Here is a 15,764-nt window from a genome sequence, read left to right on the forward strand (position 1 = left end):
ACAACGGTGTCTCCGACGGAAGGACTCCCATGCGAGCGGTCGTCTACAACGGGCGCAACGACATCAGCATCGACGACGTCGCGGAGCCGAAGGCCGGCGAGGGCGAGGTCAAGCTGCAGGTCGGCTACAACGGCATCTGCGGTAGCGACCTGCACGAGTACTTCGCCGGGCCGATCTTCATCCCGCAGGACGACGTCCACCCGCTGACCGGGGCAAGCTCCCGCTGACGCTCGGGCACGAGTTCGCCGGCACGGTCGTCGAGGTCGGCCCCGGCGTCTCCGACGTCGCCGAGGGCGACCGGGCGGCGGTGATGCCGCTCTACACCTGCGGCCGGTGCGAGCGCTGCCGGGCCGGGCGGCCCAACGTGTGCGCCCAGATCGGGTTCCACGGCCTGATGGCCGACGGCGGGATGGCCGAGTCCACCGTCGTCCCGGCGCACATGCTGCACAAGCTGCCCGACGACGTGTCGCTGGAGATGGGCGCGCTGGTCGAGCCGATGGCGGTCGCCTACCACGCCGCTGCGCTGGGCCAGGTCGAACGCGGCGGGTCGGCCGCGGTGTTCGGGGCCGGGCCGATCGGCATCGGGCTGTGGTTCGCGCTGCGCGGGATGGGCGTCGACGACGTGTGGGTGGTCGAGCCCTCGGCCACCCGCCGCGCCGCGATCGAGGCGCTCGGCGCCACCACGCTCGACCCGATGTCGGTCGACGTCCCGGCGGCCATCGCCGAGGCCACCGGCGGCAGCGGCGCGGACGCGGCCTACGACGCGGCCGGGGTACAGCCCGCGGTCGAGACGGCGCTGGCCTCGATCGGCTTCGCCAAGCCGATGGTCAGCGTCGCGATCTACGAGACGCCGCTGGCCACGCCGCTGATCAATCTGGTGATGAACGAGTCCCGGATCCAGGGCTCGCTCTGCTACAACCACGACGACTACCGCAACGTGATCGACCTGATGTCGCAGGGCCACTACGACACCACCGGCTGGGTCGAGAAGATCGCGATGAACGACGTGGTCGCCGAGGGCTTCGAGGCCCTGCACGACGGGCGGAAGATGAAGGTCCTGGTCGACCCGACCGCCTGATGCTCACTGACCCCAGAACCCCGCCGGCGGGCGCGGCGACGGGGTCGACGTCCGGTCCGTGACGACGGCGGCGTCCCCGGCCAGTGACCGGGTGGCGTCGTCGTCGAGCACGCGGGCCGGGAACGGGTCGCCCGCGGTGCGGCGGGTCAGGGCGGGGACGACCTCGTCGTTCCCGTCCCGGCCCGCACCGGCCGGGCGGCCGACGAGGACGAGGTTGCCGAAGCGCCGCCCGTGCAGGACGTCCGGTGCGACGACGAGGAGCAGACGTGGGAACGCGGCACCCGCGGTGGCGATCTGGCCGGGCAGGAACGGCCAGGGCGCGCCGTCGCCGAGGTTGGCGATGTGGGTGCCGCCCGGGGTCAGCACCCGCACGACCTGGGCCAGGAACTCCGCTGTCGTGACCTGGGCGGGCGTGCGTGCACCGGCGAAGACGTCGGTCACGACCAGGTCGAACGCGCCGGACGGGAGCGCGCTGACGGTGGCGCGGGCGTCGCCGGTGACGATGTCGAGGCCGTCCTCGGGACCGGGTCCGGGGAGCCGGTGGGCGACCAGCTCGGCGAGTGCGACGTCGAGCTCGACCACCGTCTGGACCGATCCGGGCCGGGTCGCGGCGACGTAGCGGGCCAGGGTCCAGGCCCCGCCGCCCAGGTGCAGCACGCGCAGCGGCCGGGACGGCTCGCCGAGCAGGTCGACGACGTGTGCCATCCGCCGGACGTACTCGAACTCCAGGTGCTCGGGGTCGTCGAGGTCGACGTGCGACTGCGCGGTGCCGTCGAGGAGCAGCGTCCAGGCGTGCGGGCGGTCCGGGTCGGAGATCAGCTCGGCCGAGCCGTGATCGACCTCGGCGCGGACGACGACGGGCGCGGGACGATCGTCGGAACGGTGGCGGGACACCGGGACCATCCTCCCACCACCGCGCCCCGACCCGCCCGACCCGCGTCGGACCAACGAGCGGCACTCTCGTCGGAACCGATGCGACGAGAGTGCCGATCGCTGGTGGCGCGCCGGGGTGGCGGCACCTCGATGGTGCGTTCGCCGTGGCGGGGTGGGCCGTTCGCGCGGGGTCGGTCCACAACCTGCTCCGTGCATCCCCAGATCGGAGATCGGTCCGCCGCGGTGGTCGCGCGGCAGCACGATCGACGCATGGAACCGCACCTCGCCGCCCTGCTCGACGTCACGCCCCCGGCCGGGACGGTGCCGGCGCTCGCGCTCGCCGTCCTGGCCGCTGCGACCGGTGCCGCCGCCGGTGCGTTGGCCCGGCGGTGGCTGGCCGGGCTGCGGCGTGGGGCGGAGGTCCCGCCGCCGTGGTGCGAGCTCGCGACGGCGCTGCTGTGGGCCGTGCCCGTCCTGTGGTGGTCGCTCGGCGCTCTGCCGGGCGCACTGCTGCCGCTGCTGCTGGGTCTCGGCTGGCTCGGCGTGGCCGGGTCGGCGGTCGACCTGCGCCGGCGCCGGCTGCCGAACGCCCTGACCCTGCCCGCGCTGCCGGGCGTGCTCCTCCTGCTCGTGCCGGCGGGTACGGACGCGGTCCTGCGCGGTCTGGCCGGGGCGGCGTTGCTCGCGCTCGCGCACGCCGTCGTGCATCTGGTGGCACCGTCGGCGATGGGGGCCGGGGACGTGAAGCTCGCCGCGCCGGTGGGTGCGGCCCTGGCCGGGCCGTCGTGGGCCGCGCTGCCCTCCGGCGCGGTGCTGGCCCTGCTCCTGACCGGCCTGGTGGCGGCCGCCGGAGTGCTGGCCGGGCGGTACGGGCGGTGGACCCGGCTGCCGCACGGGCCGTCGATGCTGGCCGCGGCGTGGGCCGTGGTCCTGTTCACCGCGGGTTCGGCAGGCGTCGCGGGCATCGGGTGAGAGGATGGACGCCGTGCTGCGATGGATCACCGCCGGGGAGTCCCACGGTCCTGCGCTGGTGGCCGTGCTGGAAGGCATGGTCGCCGGTGTCGAGATCACCACGAAGGAGCTGAGCGCCGAGCTCGAGCGCCGCAAGCTCGGCCACGGCCGTAGCCCGCGTATGTCGTTCGAGGCCGACGAGCTCGAGGTGATCGGCGGCCTCCGGCACGGGATCACCCAGGGCGGACCGTTCGCGGTGCGGATCGGCAACACCGAGTGGCCCAAGTGGGAGACGGTGATGGCGGCCGACCCGGTCGACGAGGAGCTGATCGCCGGCCGGGCCCGCAACGCCCCGCTGACCCGTCCCCGGCCCGGGCACGCCGACCTGGCCGGCATGACGAAGTACGGCTTCGACGACGCCCGCCCCGTCCTGGAGCGCGCCAGCGCCCGGGAGACGGCGTCGCGGGTCGTCCTCGGGACGGTGGCGAAGGCGTTCCTCAAGCAGGCCTTCGGTGTCGACGTCGTGTCGCACGTGGTGGCGATCGGGGCGGTCGACGCCCCCGACGACGGCCCGGTGCCCGGCCCCGGTGACCTGGAGCGGGTGGACGCGAGCCCGGTCCGGGCGTTCTCCGAGGACGCCGCCACCGCGATGATGGCCGAGATCGACGCCGCGCACGACGACGGCGACACCCTCGGCGGGGTGATCGAGGTGATCGCCTACGGGATGCCGGTCGGCGTCGGCTCCTACGTCCAGGCCGACCGCCGCCTCGACGCCCGCCTGGCCGGCGCTCTGATGGGAGTGCAGGCGATGAAGGGCGTCGAGATCGGCGACGGGTTCCGGACCGCGCACCGCCGCGGCAGCGCCGCCCACGACGAGATGATCCCGGGCGAGCCGGTGAAGCGGCTGTCCAACCGGGCCGGCGGCATCGAGGGTGGGATGACCAACGGCGAGCCGGTCCGGGTCCGGATCGCCATGAAGCCGATCTCGACCGTGCCCCGCGCGCTGCGCACGATCGACACCTCCACCGGTGAGGAGGCCGTCGCCATCCACCAGCGCTCCGACGCGTGCGCCGTGCCCCGGGCCGGTGTCGTCGTGGAGTCGGTGACGGCGCTGGTGCTGGCCCAGGCCGCGCTGGAGAAGTTCGGCGGGGACTCGATCGAGGAGACCCGGCGCAACCTCGCCGGCTACCTCGAGGCCTCCGGCGGGATCGGGGGATCGCGATGAGCGCCTCCGAGACCGCGCCGGCCCACCGGGGTCCCGACGCCGACGGGCGGCCGTTCGTGGTCGTCGTCGGGCCGCCCGGGTCCGGGAAGTCGACGATCGGAAAGCTGCTGGCCCGGCGCCTGGACCTGGTCTTCGCCGACACCGACGCCGTGATCGTCGAGCGGATCGGTCGCCCGATCGCGGACATGTTCACCACTGACGGCGAGGACGCGTTCCGGGCGCTGGAGCGCGAGGTCGTCGCCGAGCAGCTCCGTGCCGGGCACGGGGTGCTGGCCCTCGGTGGCGGCTCGGTCCTGGCGCCGGATACCCGCGAGCTGCTGCGCGAGCACCGCGTCCTGGCGCTCGACGTCAACCTTTCCGACGGCATGCGCCGCACCGGGATGTCCACCGCGCGGCCGCTGCTGGCCGGGGTCAACCCGCGGGCGACGTTCCGCACGCTGCTCGAGGCCCGTGCCGCGATCTACCGCGAGGTCGCGACCGTGCAGGTCGACACGTCGCGCCGCAGCCCGAACCAGGTCGTCGCCGCGGTGCTGGCCGCCCTGGGCGAGACATCGGTGGTGGAGCCCGCGGCCGCGCCGGACGCGCCCGATCCGCTGGACCGGCCGACCGCCCGCGACGACGCTCCGCTGCCGACCCCCGGCATCGGTGCCCCGAGTCCGACGGACGCCTCGTGAGCGCCCCCGCCACCGGAACCGACCGCGACGCCCCCGGCCCGGACGGCACCAGCCGGATCGACGTCTCCGCGGAGCGCCCCTACCCGGTATGGGTCGGGCACGGCGTGGCCGCCCGGCTGCCGGAGACCGTCACCGGCCTCGGCGCCCGCACCGCGCTGCTGGTGCACCCGCCGACACTGTCCTCGCGAGCCGAGGCCGCGCGTGAGGAGCTCCTCGCGGCGGGCGTGACCGCGCACCGCATCGAGGTCGCCGACGCCGAGGACGGCAAGTCCCTGGACAGCCTCGCGCGCTGCTGGCAGGCCTGCGCCGACGCCGGACTGACCCGCTCCGACGTCGTCGTCGGCTTCGGCGGGGGAGCGGTCACCGACCTCGCCGGGTTCGTGGCCGCCACCTGGATGCGTGGGCTCGCCGTGGTGCACGTTCCCACGACCCTGCTGGCCATGGTCGACGCCGCCGTCGGCGGTAAGACCGGGATCAACACCGCGGCCGGGAAGAACCTGGTCGGGGCGTTCCACGAGCCGTCCGCGGTGCTGGTGGACCTGGACACGCTGCGCACCCTGCCGGAGGCCGAGCTCGTCGCCGGGTCCGCGGAGGTACTCAAGGCCGGGTTCATCGCCGACCCGGTGATCCTGGACCTCGTCGAGCCGGACCCGGTCGCGGCCCTGGACCCTTCCGGTGACGTGCTGGCCGAGCTGGTGCGCCGCTCCATCCGGGTCAAGGCCGACGTCGTGGGCGCGGACCTGCGCGAGTCGCACCTGCGCGAGATCCTCAACTACGGCCACACGCTCGGGCACGCCGTCGAGCGCCGCGAGGACTACCGGTGGCGCCACGGCAGCGCGGTGAGCGTCGGACTGGTGTTCGCCGCCGAGCTCGCCCGCGCCGCCGGCCGCCTCGACGACGCCACCACCGACCGGCACCGCACCGTCCTCGAGTCCGTGGGCCTGCCCGTCTCCTACGTTCCCGGCGTCCTGCCGGAGCTGGTGGAGACGATGAAGGGGGACAAGAAGTCCCGGGCCGGGATGCTGCGCTTCGTCGTCCTCGACGGCCTGGCGAAGCCCGCCCGTCTCGAGGACCCGGCCCCCGAGCTCCTCGAAACGGCCTACGCCGCCCTCACCGGCACCCCGTAGCCCGGACCGACGAGAGTGACTCTCGTGGCGTAGGGCGCTGCGAGAGTCTCACCCGTCCGGTCCGGTCGACGCGCGCCACGGTCCCGGGAGGACGCGGGGACAGGCGCGTGTCGCATTCGTCCTGTTCAGGCGGGTGCCGGACTCCGGGGTCGAGATGCCCGCGCGTCGTGGACGGGCGAGGATGCGCCGGTGACCTCATCCGCACCGGACCCACGGCGCTGGCGCGCCCTCGCGGTCTGCCTGATCGCCGGGTTCATGACCCTGCTCGACGTCAGCATCGTCAACGTCGCACTGCCCGCGATGCAGTCCGGGCTCGGCGCCTCCTCGGCGGAGCTGTCCTGGGTGGTGTCGGGCTACGCGCTGACGTTCGGGCTGGTCCTGGTGTCGTCGGGGCGCCTCGGCGACGACCGGGGCCGGCGGAAGATGTTCCTCGGCTCGCTCGCCCTGTTCACGGTGACCAGCGCGCTGGCCGGGCTGGCGACGGACCCCACCTGGCTGGTCGTCGCGCGGCTGCTGCAGGGCGTCGCGGGCGGGATGCTGAACCCGCAGGTCATCGGGTTCATCCAGCAGCTGTTCCAGGGCCCGGAGCGTGGACGCGCGTTCGGGCTGTTCGGTGCCGTGATCGGGGTGTCCACGGCAGTCGGGCCGCTGCTCGGGGGCCTGTTGCTGGCGTGGGCGGGCACCGCCGACGGGTGGCGGTGGGTGTTCTACGTGAACGTGCCGATCGGCGTCGTCGGGCTCGTGCTCGGGGCCCGTCTGCTGCCCCGCGACGCCGCCCGTGGTGAGCCCCGTCCGCTCGACGCGGTCGGTGCGCTGCTGCTCGGGCTGGCCGTCGTGGCGCTGATGCTGCCCCTGGTGCTCTCCGAACGGGACCCGGCGGCGGCACCGTGGTGGCTGCTCGGTGTGGCCGCCGTGCTGACGGTCGCGTTCGTGCTGTGGGAACGGAGGGCGCGCCGGACCCACGGGCACCCGCTCGTCGACTTCGCACTGCTGCGGACCCGCAGCTACGCGCTCGGCACGTCGGTCGGGCTGCTCTACTTCGCCGGGTTCACGTCGATCTTCTTCGTCCTCACGCTGTACTTCCAGCAGGGACTGGCCTACACCCCGCTCGAGGCGGGTCTGGCGCTGACGCCGTTCGCGGGCGGGTCGGCCGCCGCGTCGGCGTTCGGGGGACGGGTGGTGGCCCGGTTCGGGCAGCCGCTGGTGGTCGTCGGCCTGGTCGTCGTCGCCGCGGGCCTGCTCGCGACCGACGTCGTGCTGCGCGCCGAACCCGGGCAGGTGGGCTGGGCGATCGCGGGGCCGCTGCTCGTCGCCGGACTCGGCAGCGGCCTGGTGATCGCGCCGAACCAGACACTGGCGTTGCAGGACGTCCCGGCCGGTCAGGGCGGCACGGCGGCCGGGGTGCTGCAGACCGGCCAGCGGATCGGCTCGGCGATCGGGATCTCCGCGGTCGGGGCCGTGTTCTTCGGCCGGCTGGCCTCGGCGCCCGGGGACTGGGGCTCGGCCATCTCGACCGGACTCGTGGTCACGGTCGGTCTGGTGGTGCTGGCGCTGCTGGTCAGCATCGCGGACACGGTCTCCGCACGTCGAGCGCGCACCGCGGCGGCCGCCGGCGCCGCGGGAACTCCGACGGCCGGCGGCGCCGAGGGAACCCCGGCGGCCGGTCAGGACCCCGCTGCGACGGACCGCTCGACGCCCGCCCACGGATCCGGCGCCTCCGGATCCGGCGCTTCGGGATTCGGCGACCGGCCCGGTGCTTCGGCATCCGGCGGCGGTACCGGTGCCTCGGCGCACGGTGGCTGGTCCGGGGCGCCGGTGGACGGCGAAGCGGAGGCGCACACGTCTCCGTCGAGCAGCGGGTCCACGGGCGCCGGCGCACCGTCCCCGGGCGGCGGCCCCTCGGTGGTCCCGGTTCCGGCGGGTCCGCCCACGGTCGGCGGGACCGTCGTCCGGGCCGTGGACGGCAGGGTCCTCGACGACCACGGTGCGGCACTGCCCGACGCCGTCGCGACCCTGGTCGACGCCCACGGTCGTCAGGTCGGCCGGACCCGGTGCGACCCCGACGGCCGCTACCACCTCGGTGCGGCCGCCGGTGCGAGCTACCAGCTCGTCGTCGGGTCGGCGGGCTGCCACCCGGAGACCCTGCGGGTGCTGGTGGACCCCTCCGGTGCACCGGAGGTGCCCGACACGGTCCTGCGCCGGCAGGTGCCGGTCGGGCACTGAGCGCGGGCGCCGCGCGGTGGGCACGCCCGGGTGTCATGGCCCGGGGCGGTACCCGCCGGGGCCGGAGGGGCGCGGTCGCTCAGTTGCCGAACGCCGCCCGGAACTGCTCGGCCGAGGTCGCGCGGAACACCATGTTCGTGCGGCGCACGTCGTCGAGCGGGGCGCTGGGCGCGTCGGAGTAGCGGTGCCCGGGGTAGATCGTCGGGTTGCCGGGCAGCCCGGCGAGGTGCTGCAGGCTGCGGTAGATCGCGTCGACGTCACCGCCGGGGAAGTCGGTGCGCCCGCAGCCCTGCAGGAACAGCGTGTCCCCGGCGACCAGGCGCGGGCCCTCCGGCCCGTCGAGCAGGAAGCACTGGCTGCCCGGGGTGTGCCCGGGGGTGTGCAGCAGCCGGATCGGGATCGAGCCGACCTGCACGACGTCGTCGTGGTCGTGCGGGGTGAGGTCGGTGGCCGAGAGCCCGGTGATCCGGGTGACCCAGTCCGACTCCTCGCGCTGCACGTGCACCGGGACCGGGGCCTCGCCGAGGAGCTCGGCCAGCCCGACCAGGTCGAAACCCATCATCGAGCCACCGACGTGGTCGGGGTGGTGGTGGGTGGCCAGCACCCCGGTCAGCCGCATGCCGTCGGCGTCGAGGGTGGCCAGCAGGTCGTCGGGGGAGTACGCGGGGTCGACGACGACGGCCTCGCCCGTGGCACGGTCGCCGATCAGGTACGAGAAGTTGACCATCTGCGTGGCCACCGGGTCGCCCACCGCGAAGTCCGTGCCGGACAGCAGCTGGCGGAAGTACAGGCCCTCACTCATGTCCGACACCCTAGGCGAGCGGCTACGGCGCCTAGGCTCTACAGGTATGCCTGCACCCGAGCGGCGTGACGCCCTGCGCACCCTCCTGCGCGCCGACGGACTCGACGCGCTCCTGGTCACCGACCTCGTCGGCGTCCGCTACCTGAGCGGGTTCACCGGTTCCAACGCCGCGCTCGTGGTCGACGCCGCAGGCCCCGGCGGCGACGTGTTCTGCACCGACGGCCGCTACACCACCCAGGCCGCGGCCGAGGTCGGCGGCCTGACGACGGTGATCGCGCGGGCCTGCGCCGTGGAGTGCGCCCGTGCCGTCCCGGCCGGCACCGCGCTGGGCTACGAGTCCGACCACCTCACCGTCGACGCCCACGCCGCGCTCGTCGCGGCCGCCCCGGGCCGGCACCTGCGCCGGGCCCCCGGACTGGTCGCCCGGCTGCGGACGGTCAAGGACGACGGGGAGGTCGAGGCCGTGCGCACCGCGTGCGCGCTGGCCGACGAGGCGCTGGCCGGCCTGCTCGCCGACGGCGGCATCGCGGCCGGGCGCACGGAGCTGGACGTGGCGCTGGACCTGGAGACCCGGATGCGCCGCCTCGGCGCGAGCGGCCCGGCGTTCGAGACGATCCTGGCGGCCGGGACGCACTCGGCGATCCCCCACCACCGCCCGACCGGCGCCGAGCTGCGCCGCGGTGACCTGGTGAAGCTCGACTTCGGTGCCCTGGTCGAGGGCTACCACTCCGACATGACCCGCACGTTCGTCCTCGGACCGCCCGCCGGCTGGCAGCGCGACCTGTACGACCTGGTCGCGGCGTCGCAGCGCGCCGGGTGCGACGCGCTGGCCCCGGACGTCGAGATCCCGGCCGTCGACGCCGCGTCCCGGGACGTGATCGTCGACGCCGGGTTCGGCGAGCAGTTCGTGCACGGGCTCGGCCACGGCGTCGGGCTGCAGATCCACGAGGCGCCGTGGCTCTCGGCGAGGGGCACCGGGACGATCGCCGCCGGCCAGGTCGTCACGATCGAGCCGGGCGTCTACCTGGAGGGGCGCGGCGGCGTCCGGATCGAGGACACCCTCGTCGTCCGGGCCGACGCCGCGCAGTCCCTGACGGCGACGACCCGCGAGCTCGTCGAGCTCTGAGCGCCCGCGACGGCGGGGCGGTGCGGCGGGGTGGGTCAGCCCAGCATCAGAGCGGCCATGCCGAAGCCCAGGGCGTTGTGCACGCCGTGGCTCAGCACCGACGGCCAGATCGAGCCCGACCGCTCGTAGAGGAACGCGTTGATCGCGCCGAGGCAGACCGCGGCCGGCAGCACCACGTTGATCCCGTGCGCGAGTCCGAAGACCAGCGAGCTCACGATCAGCGCGACCCACACGCCGTAACGCCGCAGGCCGCTGTAGCCGATGCCGCGGAAGAGCAGCTCCTCGGCGATCGGGACGAGCACCGCGCCACCGAGCATCAGGCCGAGCAGCTCCAGCGTCGTGCCGGCCGCGGCCTCGCCGAGCATCGCCTGCGGGTTGTCGGTGTCCCCGGTCAGCGCGAGGTAGCCGAACACCGCGCCGATGCTGATCACGCGGGCCACCACACCGGCGCCCACACCGATCAGGAGCCAGCGGACGGTCGTGCGGCACAGGCCGATCGCCGGCAACCACCGCACCCGGACGGCGAGCGCGACCAGGGCGGCGAGGAGCGTGGCCATCCCCGTCGCCACCAGCAGCGGGAACGCCGCGGGCTGTGCGCCGGGCGTCCCGGCGCCGATCGCCAGCGCCGCGGCCACGGAGAGCACCAGGTAGGCGACGACGCCCACGCCGATCTCGGTCCAGCCGATCGACGGCCGTCCCGGCCGACCCGTGCCCGGACGGACCGGGCCCGGCGCGGCAGCGTCGCCGATCCCGGGCCCCTGGCCGGTCCCGGCCCCGTCGACGCCCGATCCGGCTCCGCCGTCGGGGACGAGCCGGTCCCCGGAGGGACGGTCGGTCTGCTCGGTCATGGTGGCCCCGCTTCCTGGTCGTTACCGGTGATCGACGTTAGGGCGTGCCGGGGGACGGTCGCGTCGTCGTCGCGGAGGAGATCGTCACCCCGGTCTCCTCCGCGGGAAGGAGGCCGGCACCGGCGGGGACGGTCGCGGCGGGACCGGGGGAGCGCGGCAGCAGCGCCCGCACCGCCCAGCCCCCGCCCGGCTCCGCGCCGGCCTCCAACGACCCGCCCAGCAGCGCGACCCGCTCGCGCATCCCGACCAGTCCCAGCCCGGACCCGGCGCGCGAGGGCCGGTGACCTGCGACCCGCCCGGCGTCGGCCACCAGCACCGACACCGCCGCGGGACCGTGCTCCAGCTCGACGCGGGTCGCGCTCGGCCCGGCGTGGCGCACCACGTTGGTCAGGGCCTCGGTGACGATGCGCTGGGCGAACAGCTCCGCGTCGCCCGGCGGGTCGGCCGGGGTGCCCGACGTCCGGACGTCCACCGGCACCCCCGATCCGCGGACGGGTGCCACCAGCTCCTCGAGGCCGTCCCCGGTCAGCGCGACCCCGCCGGGGTCCGGGGTGAGCCCGTCCAGCTCCGGCAGCGCGGCCTCGATCCGGGCACCGGAGTCGGCGATGTGCGCCAGTGCCTGCGTGCGGATCTCCGGGTCGGACGTGGTGCGCGCAGCGCCGGCCTGCACGGTGATCGCCGAGACGTGGTGGGCGACGACGTCGTGCAGCTCGCGCGCCACCCGCAGCCGCTCCCGTTCGACGACGTCCTGCTCGTCGGCGGCGGCGCGGGCCCGCCGCTGCGACTCGGTCCGGCGACGGTGCAGCCACACGAACACCCCGGCCAGCCACAACAGCGGGACCAGCACGAACGACCCCGCCACCTCCAGCTCCCCGCCCGGCACCCCGGCCGTGAACCCGGTGCCCAGCGTCAGGTACCCGCCCAGCACGATCAGCGTCCCGGCCAGCGTCACGAGCCCGGAGACCAGCGGCCGCGCGCCGACCGCGGCCCCGTAGACCAGCACCGACCAGGTGCCCTCCACGAGCAGGTTCGTCCCGCCGAGCAGCGCGGACACGACCGACGCCACCGAGGACACCAGCAACGCCGTCAGCGGGGCACTGCGCCACCAGGCCACGGTCGCGAGCTGCACCGACACCACCGCGAACGCGAGCGGCATCGTCAGGGGCAGGTCCAGCATCGCCAGCAGCCGGTCGATCCGGGGCTCGCCGGACGGCGACGTCGGCAGCGCGGCCAGGCCCGCCGCGGGGATCCCGAACACAGCCAGCAGGACCAGGCCGCTGCGGGTCGGGGCGGGCAGCGTCCGGCGCGACCGCTCCGGCGGCGCGGGCTCCTCGGTGACGTCGGCGGGTTCGCGCAACGCCCCGAGGACCCGTCGCATCCCGGCGAGCACGGCGCGGGCGTCGTCGTGCAGGTCGGCGACCACGGCGTCGGGGACGTCCGGTGCCCTCAGTGCGGCGGCGCGTGCGGTCAGCCGGCGCAGCCCGGTGAGAACGCCGCTGCCGATCTCGTCGGCGATCCGGGCGCGCTCGCGCTCCAGTGCCCCGGCCAGCCGCGCGCTCGCAGCCGCGGTCCGCTCCCGCTCCTCGCGTTCGCGCCCGCTGCGGGTGGTGCGGCCCAGCACGGCGCCGATCAGGACGAAGACCCCGACGCTCACCGCGATACCGAGCCCGAACCCGACGGCGTCGCCGACCGGCTGCCCTCCGGCGGTGCCACGGACCAGCGCGACGAGGGCGACGGACGCGGAGAACGACGCGACCACCAGGCCGGCCGCGGTCCCGGGGGCGCGCATCGCCGTGAACGCGAGCACCGACCAGGCCAGCGACGGCACCGAGCCCGCGATGAGGAGCTGCAGCGGCATCAGGACGGCCAGGCCCACGAACGCGCCGCGCGGCCGACGGCGCCGCAGCAGCACCAGGGGCGCCTGGGCCAGCACGAACACCGCCGCGGTGACCGTCCGGCCCGGACCGATGTCGGCCGCGACGACGCTCACCTCGATGAGCCCGTAGATCAGCACCAGCCCGGCGAGCGCGAGGTCGGCCCCGAGCCGCCCCGGCACCTCGGGCTCCGGCCCGGGCACCGGCGGCACCCGGGCCGGGGTCTCAGCCGCCACCGGCCAGCCCGTTCTCGTAGGCGAACACGACGAGCTGCACCCGGTCGCGCAGCTCCAGCTTGCCCAGCAGGTGCGACACGTGCGTCTTCACGGTGGTCCCGCCCAGGTGCAGGCGCTGCGCGATCTCGCCGTTGGACAGCCCCTGCGCGACCAGGCCGAGGACGTCGCGCTCGCGTTCGGTCAGCGCCGCGAGACCGGGCGGCGGTGGGCCGGCCGGCACCGGGGCGGGCGCGGCGGGGACGGCTGCGGGCTCGGACCCGGACGGGACGAACGACCCGACCAGCCGGCTCGTCACCGACGGCGCGAACAGTGCGTGCCCGGCGTGCACCGTGCGCACCGCGACCTGCAGGTCGGCCGGCAGCACGTCCTTGAGCACGAACCCGCTCGCCCCGGCCCGCAGCGCGTCGTAGACGTGTCGGTCCAGGTCGAACGTCGTGACGATCAGGACCCGCACCACGGGGTCGGTCAGCGCGGCGATCCGCCGGGTGCCCTCGATGCCGTCGGTGCCGGGCATGCGGACGTCCATCAGCACGACGTCGGGCCGCAGGTGCCGAGCCTGCTCGGCCGCGTCGGCACCGTCGGCGGCCTCGCCGATGACCTCGATGTCGTCCGCCTCGGCGAGTACCGCCCGGAACCCGGCCCGGACCACGGCCTGGTCGTCGGCCACCAGAACCCGTGTGGTCATGCATCCCCCCGAGCGGCCGTCCCACGTCGACGCCGCTCATCCTGGCAGCACCGACGGGTTGACGTCGGCCCGGAACCACGGCCCCGGTAGGCTGGGAACACTCGTGTGCACCGCCCGTCGAGGCGGAGGCACACCGGACCGGCCGCGACACCGCGCCGCGCAGGGCCCGAACCGGGCCACGGCCACCGCGCCGGTCCCACCGACGGACGACGAACTACCCCGACCCGAGCAGGAGAACGCGCACGTGGCTTCGACCAACGACCTGAAGAACGGCCTGGTGCTGAACCTGGACGGCCAGCTGTGGTCGGTCACGGCGTTCCAGCACGTCAAGCCGGGTAAGGGCGGCGCCTTCGTGCGCACCACCCTGAAGAACGTGATGACCGGGAAGGTCGTCGACAAGACGTTCAACGCCGGCAGCAAGGTCGAGACCGCGACGGTCGACCGCCGCGACATGACCTTCCTCTACCGCGACGGCAACGACTTCGTGTTCATGGACGGCGACACGTTCGACCAGCTCCCGATCCCGGAGAAGACGGTCGGCACCAGCGCGAACTACCTGCTGGAGAACCAGGTCGCGCAGATCTCCTTCCACGAGGACGCACCGCTGTTCATCGAGCTGCCCACCTCGGTCGAGCTGGTCATCTCCCACACCGACCCGGGCCTGCAGGGCGACCGCTCCACCGGCGGCACCAAGCCGGCCACGCTGGAGACCGGCGCCGAGATCCAGGTCCCGCTGTTCCTCGAGACCGGTACCAAGGTCAAGGTGGACACGCGCGACGGCCGGTACCTCGGCCGCGTCTGACGTGCGAGCACGGACGAAGGCACGCAAGCGCGCACTGGACATCCTCTTCGAGTCCGAGGCCCGCGGGGACGCCCCGGGCGCCGTCCTGGCCCAGCGCCGGGAGACCGACGACGCCCCGCCGGTCTCGGACTACGCCGCACTGATCGTCGAGGGCGTCACCGCGCACCTCACCCGGATCGACCAGCTGATCACCGAGCACGCCGAGGGTGACTGGACGATCGACCGGATGCCCGCGGTGGACCGCACGCTGCTGCGGATCGGGGTCTTCGAGCTGCTCTGGGTCGACGAGATCGACGACCCGGTCGCGATCACCGAGGCCGTCGAGCTGGCCCGGACCCTGTCGACCGACGACAGCCCGCGCTACGTCAACGGCGTCCTCGGCCAGATCTCCGACATCGCCGAGCACCTCCGCGCCACCCTCTGAGCACGGCCCACAGCACGAACGGCCCGGACACCGTGTGGTGTCCGGGCCGTTCTGCGTCCGCGGGCGGGGTCCGGCGCCTCCCTTCCCCTGGCGCGCCGGACCGGCTGCGGGTCCCTAGTCGACGCGGTTCGCCGGGCGCGCGTCCTGCGGGAGGACGCCCCAGTCGATGAGCTGCTCGGTGAGCTCGCCGGGGGACATGTCGTAGATGATCGCGAGCGACCGCAGGTCCTCGGCGCGGATCGAGAGCACCTTGCCGTTGTAGTCGCCGCGCTGGCTCTGGATGGCCGCGGCGTAGCGGGCCAGCGGGCCCACCTTGTCCGCGGGCAGCTGCTGCAGCCGCTCCAGGTTGATCACGATCTTCGTGGCCGGCTCGCTACCGGAGGGGATGCGCCCCTCGGGAAGCAGCTCGGCCACCGGGACGCCGTAGAAGTCGGCCAGCTCGGCCAGCTTCTGCACCGTCACCGCGCGGTCGCCTCGCTCGTAGGAGCCGACGACGACGGCCTTCCATCGTCCCCCCGACTTCTGCTCGACGCCGTGCAGCGACAGCCCCTGCTGCTGTCGGATGGCCCGGAGTTTTCCTCCGAGGGCCTTGGCGTAGTCGCCCATCTGGCGATCCCCTCATTCCGGTGCTTGCGTTCGTGTCGGCCCGGACGGGGCGAGTCGCGCTGTGACGGCGATTCGTCCGGGTCGAAAGAGGTGGCGCCGTGCGGGCGAGCCCGTCGTCGCACACCCTCACGTTCATCAATTGATACGGAGAGTAATCCTCCGGGTCCTGTCCGGCGCGGTCAAGCTCGCTACCCTTCTCGGGGCATTGAC

Annotated in this window: 16 protein-coding genes; 10 read left to right on the forward strand and 6 right to left on the reverse strand. The window is 74.6% G+C overall.

All coding sequences use genetic code 11. The features are described 5' to 3' along the window. Window positions 1-29: 29 nt before the first annotated feature. Together EV383_RS32195 and EV383_RS15175 are read left to right on the forward strand one after the other, a co-directional pair. Window positions 30-227: a hypothetical protein gene (locus EV383_RS32195; RefSeq protein ID WP_242623114.1), complete on the forward strand. Its 198-nt coding sequence runs from the start codon at window positions 30-32 to the stop codon at window positions 225-227. Beyond that, window positions 224-1,078 carry an alcohol dehydrogenase catalytic domain-containing protein gene (locus tag EV383_RS15175; protein ID WP_242623469.1) on the forward strand — a complete coding sequence of 285 codons (855 nt, stop codon included), beginning with the start codon at window positions 224-226 and terminating at the stop codon, window positions 1,076-1,078. The genes EV383_RS32195 and EV383_RS15175 overlap by 4 nt, the downstream gene beginning before the upstream one ends. 3 nt (window positions 1,079-1,081) lie before the next feature. Here EV383_RS15175 and EV383_RS15180 read toward each other — a convergent pair whose 3' ends face one another. Beyond that, a complete protein-coding gene (locus EV383_RS15180) occupies window positions 1,082-1,972 on the reverse strand; it encodes a spermidine synthase (protein WP_242623115.1) in 891 nt (296 codons plus the stop codon). 249 nt (window positions 1,973-2,221) lie between these two features. Between EV383_RS15180 and EV383_RS15185 the strand changes: the two genes are divergently transcribed. The 5 genes from EV383_RS15185 to EV383_RS15205 all read left to right on the forward strand — a co-directional run bounded on the left by EV383_RS15185 (window position 2,222) and on the right by EV383_RS15205 (window position 8,151). Continuing rightward, window positions 2,222-2,923, forward strand: coding sequence for a prepilin peptidase (locus EV383_RS15185; protein WP_165438359.1), 702 nt, complete (start codon window positions 2,222-2,224; stop codon window positions 2,921-2,923). A 13-nt stretch (window positions 2,924-2,936) separates the two neighbouring features. Continuing rightward, window positions 2,937-4,127 (forward strand): chorismate synthase, encoded by a 1,191-nt coding sequence (gene aroC / locus EV383_RS15190; protein ID WP_130290520.1) that lies wholly within the window; start codon window positions 2,937-2,939, stop codon window positions 4,125-4,127. Next, a complete protein-coding gene (locus EV383_RS15195; protein ID WP_130290521.1) occupies window positions 4,124-4,801 on the forward strand; it encodes a shikimate kinase in 678 nt (225 codons plus the stop codon). The genes aroC and EV383_RS15195 overlap by 4 nt, the downstream gene beginning before the upstream one ends. Beyond that, complete coding sequence (aroB, locus tag EV383_RS15200; RefSeq protein ID WP_130290522.1) at window positions 4,798-5,928, forward strand: 3-dehydroquinate synthase; 1,131 nt, start codon at window positions 4,798-4,800, stop codon at window positions 5,926-5,928. Before EV383_RS15195 ends, aroB begins: the two co-directional genes overlap by 4 nt. 189 nt (window positions 5,929-6,117) lie before the next feature. Beyond that, on the forward strand, window positions 6,118-8,151 hold the full coding sequence (locus EV383_RS15205; protein WP_130290523.1) for an MFS transporter: 2,034 nt from the start codon (window positions 6,118-6,120) through the stop codon (window positions 8,149-8,151). A gap of 79 nt (window positions 8,152-8,230) precedes the next feature. On the opposite strand, the gene EV383_RS15210 is transcribed toward EV383_RS15205, so the two are convergent. Then, window positions 8,231-8,953, reverse strand: a complete 723-nt coding sequence (locus EV383_RS15210; protein ID WP_130290524.1) for an MBL fold metallo-hydrolase — start codon at window positions 8,951-8,953, stop codon at window positions 8,231-8,233. Between the two features lie 46 nt (window positions 8,954-8,999). On the opposite strand from EV383_RS15210, the gene EV383_RS15215 reads away from it, so the two are divergent. Further along, window positions 9,000-10,079 carry a M24 family metallopeptidase gene (locus EV383_RS15215; protein WP_130290525.1) on the forward strand — a complete coding sequence of 360 codons (1,080 nt, stop codon included), beginning with the start codon at window positions 9,000-9,002 and terminating at the stop codon, window positions 10,077-10,079. Between the two features lie 35 nt (window positions 10,080-10,114). Here EV383_RS15215 and EV383_RS15220 read toward each other — a convergent pair whose 3' ends face one another. The 3 genes from EV383_RS15220 to EV383_RS15230 are packed head-to-tail and all read right to left on the reverse strand — an operon-like array spanning window position 10,115 to window position 13,722. After that, window positions 10,115-10,927 (reverse strand): CPBP family intramembrane glutamic endopeptidase, encoded by an 813-nt coding sequence (locus tag EV383_RS15220; RefSeq protein WP_130290526.1) that lies wholly within the window; start codon window positions 10,925-10,927, stop codon window positions 10,115-10,117. A gap of 37 nt (window positions 10,928-10,964) precedes the next feature. Further along, window positions 10,965-13,037, reverse strand: a complete 2,073-nt coding sequence (locus EV383_RS15225) for a sensor histidine kinase (protein WP_130290527.1) — start codon at window positions 13,035-13,037, stop codon at window positions 10,965-10,967. Then, window positions 13,027-13,722 (reverse strand): response regulator transcription factor, encoded by a 696-nt coding sequence (locus tag EV383_RS15230; protein WP_130290528.1) that lies wholly within the window; start codon window positions 13,720-13,722, stop codon window positions 13,027-13,029. The genes EV383_RS15225 and EV383_RS15230 overlap by 11 nt, the downstream gene beginning before the upstream one ends. A 244-nt stretch (window positions 13,723-13,966) precedes the next feature. On the opposite strand from EV383_RS15230, the gene efp reads away from it, so the two are divergent. Both efp and nusB read left to right on the forward strand, forming a co-directional pair. Beyond that, window positions 13,967-14,524, forward strand: coding sequence for an elongation factor P (gene efp, locus EV383_RS15235; protein ID WP_130290529.1), 558 nt, complete (start codon window positions 13,967-13,969; stop codon window positions 14,522-14,524). 1 nt (window position 14,525) lies between these two features. Next, window positions 14,526-14,948 carry a transcription antitermination factor NusB gene (gene nusB / locus EV383_RS15240; protein WP_130290530.1) on the forward strand — a complete coding sequence of 141 codons (423 nt, stop codon included), beginning with the start codon at window positions 14,526-14,528 and terminating at the stop codon, window positions 14,946-14,948. 114 nt (window positions 14,949-15,062) lie between these two features. Here nusB and bldD read toward each other — a convergent pair whose 3' ends face one another. Then, window positions 15,063-15,554, reverse strand: a complete 492-nt coding sequence (gene bldD / locus EV383_RS15245) for a transcriptional regulator BldD (RefSeq protein WP_130290531.1) — start codon at window positions 15,552-15,554, stop codon at window positions 15,063-15,065. Between the last annotated feature and the right edge of the window lie 210 nt (window positions 15,555-15,764).

This window comes from Pseudonocardia sediminis (genome assembly GCF_004217185.1).
Lineage (GTDB): Bacteria > Actinomycetota > Actinomycetes > Mycobacteriales > Pseudonocardiaceae > Pseudonocardia > Pseudonocardia sediminis.

Excerpts from the sequence above, each read along its gene's own strand:
- EV383_RS32195 (WP_242623114.1), top strand. The coding sequence starts at position 30 with ATGCGAGCGGTCGTCTACAACGGGCGCAACGACATCAGCATCGACGAC.
- EV383_RS15185 (WP_165438359.1), top strand. The coding sequence starts at position 2,222 with ATGGAACCGCACCTCGCCGCCCTGCTCGACGTCACGCCCCCGGCCGGG.
- EV383_RS15195 (WP_130290521.1), top strand. The coding sequence starts at position 4,124 with ATGAGCGCCTCCGAGACCGCGCCGGCCCACCGGGGTCCCGACGCCGAC.
- EV383_RS15210 (WP_130290524.1), bottom strand. The coding sequence starts at position 8,953 with ATGAGTGAGGGCCTGTACTTCCGCCAGCTGCTGTCCGGCACGGACTTC.
- EV383_RS15215 (WP_130290525.1), top strand. The coding sequence starts at position 9,000 with ATGCCTGCACCCGAGCGGCGTGACGCCCTGCGCACCCTCCTGCGCGCC.
- EV383_RS15220 (WP_130290526.1), bottom strand. The coding sequence starts at position 10,927 with ATGACCGAGCAGACCGACCGTCCCTCCGGGGACCGGCTCGTCCCCGAC.
- EV383_RS15230 (WP_130290528.1), bottom strand. The coding sequence starts at position 13,722 with ATGACCACACGGGTTCTGGTGGCCGACGACCAGGCCGTGGTCCGGGCC.
- bldD (WP_130290531.1), bottom strand. The coding sequence starts at position 15,554 with ATGGGCGACTACGCCAAGGCCCTCGGAGGAAAACTCCGGGCCATCCGA.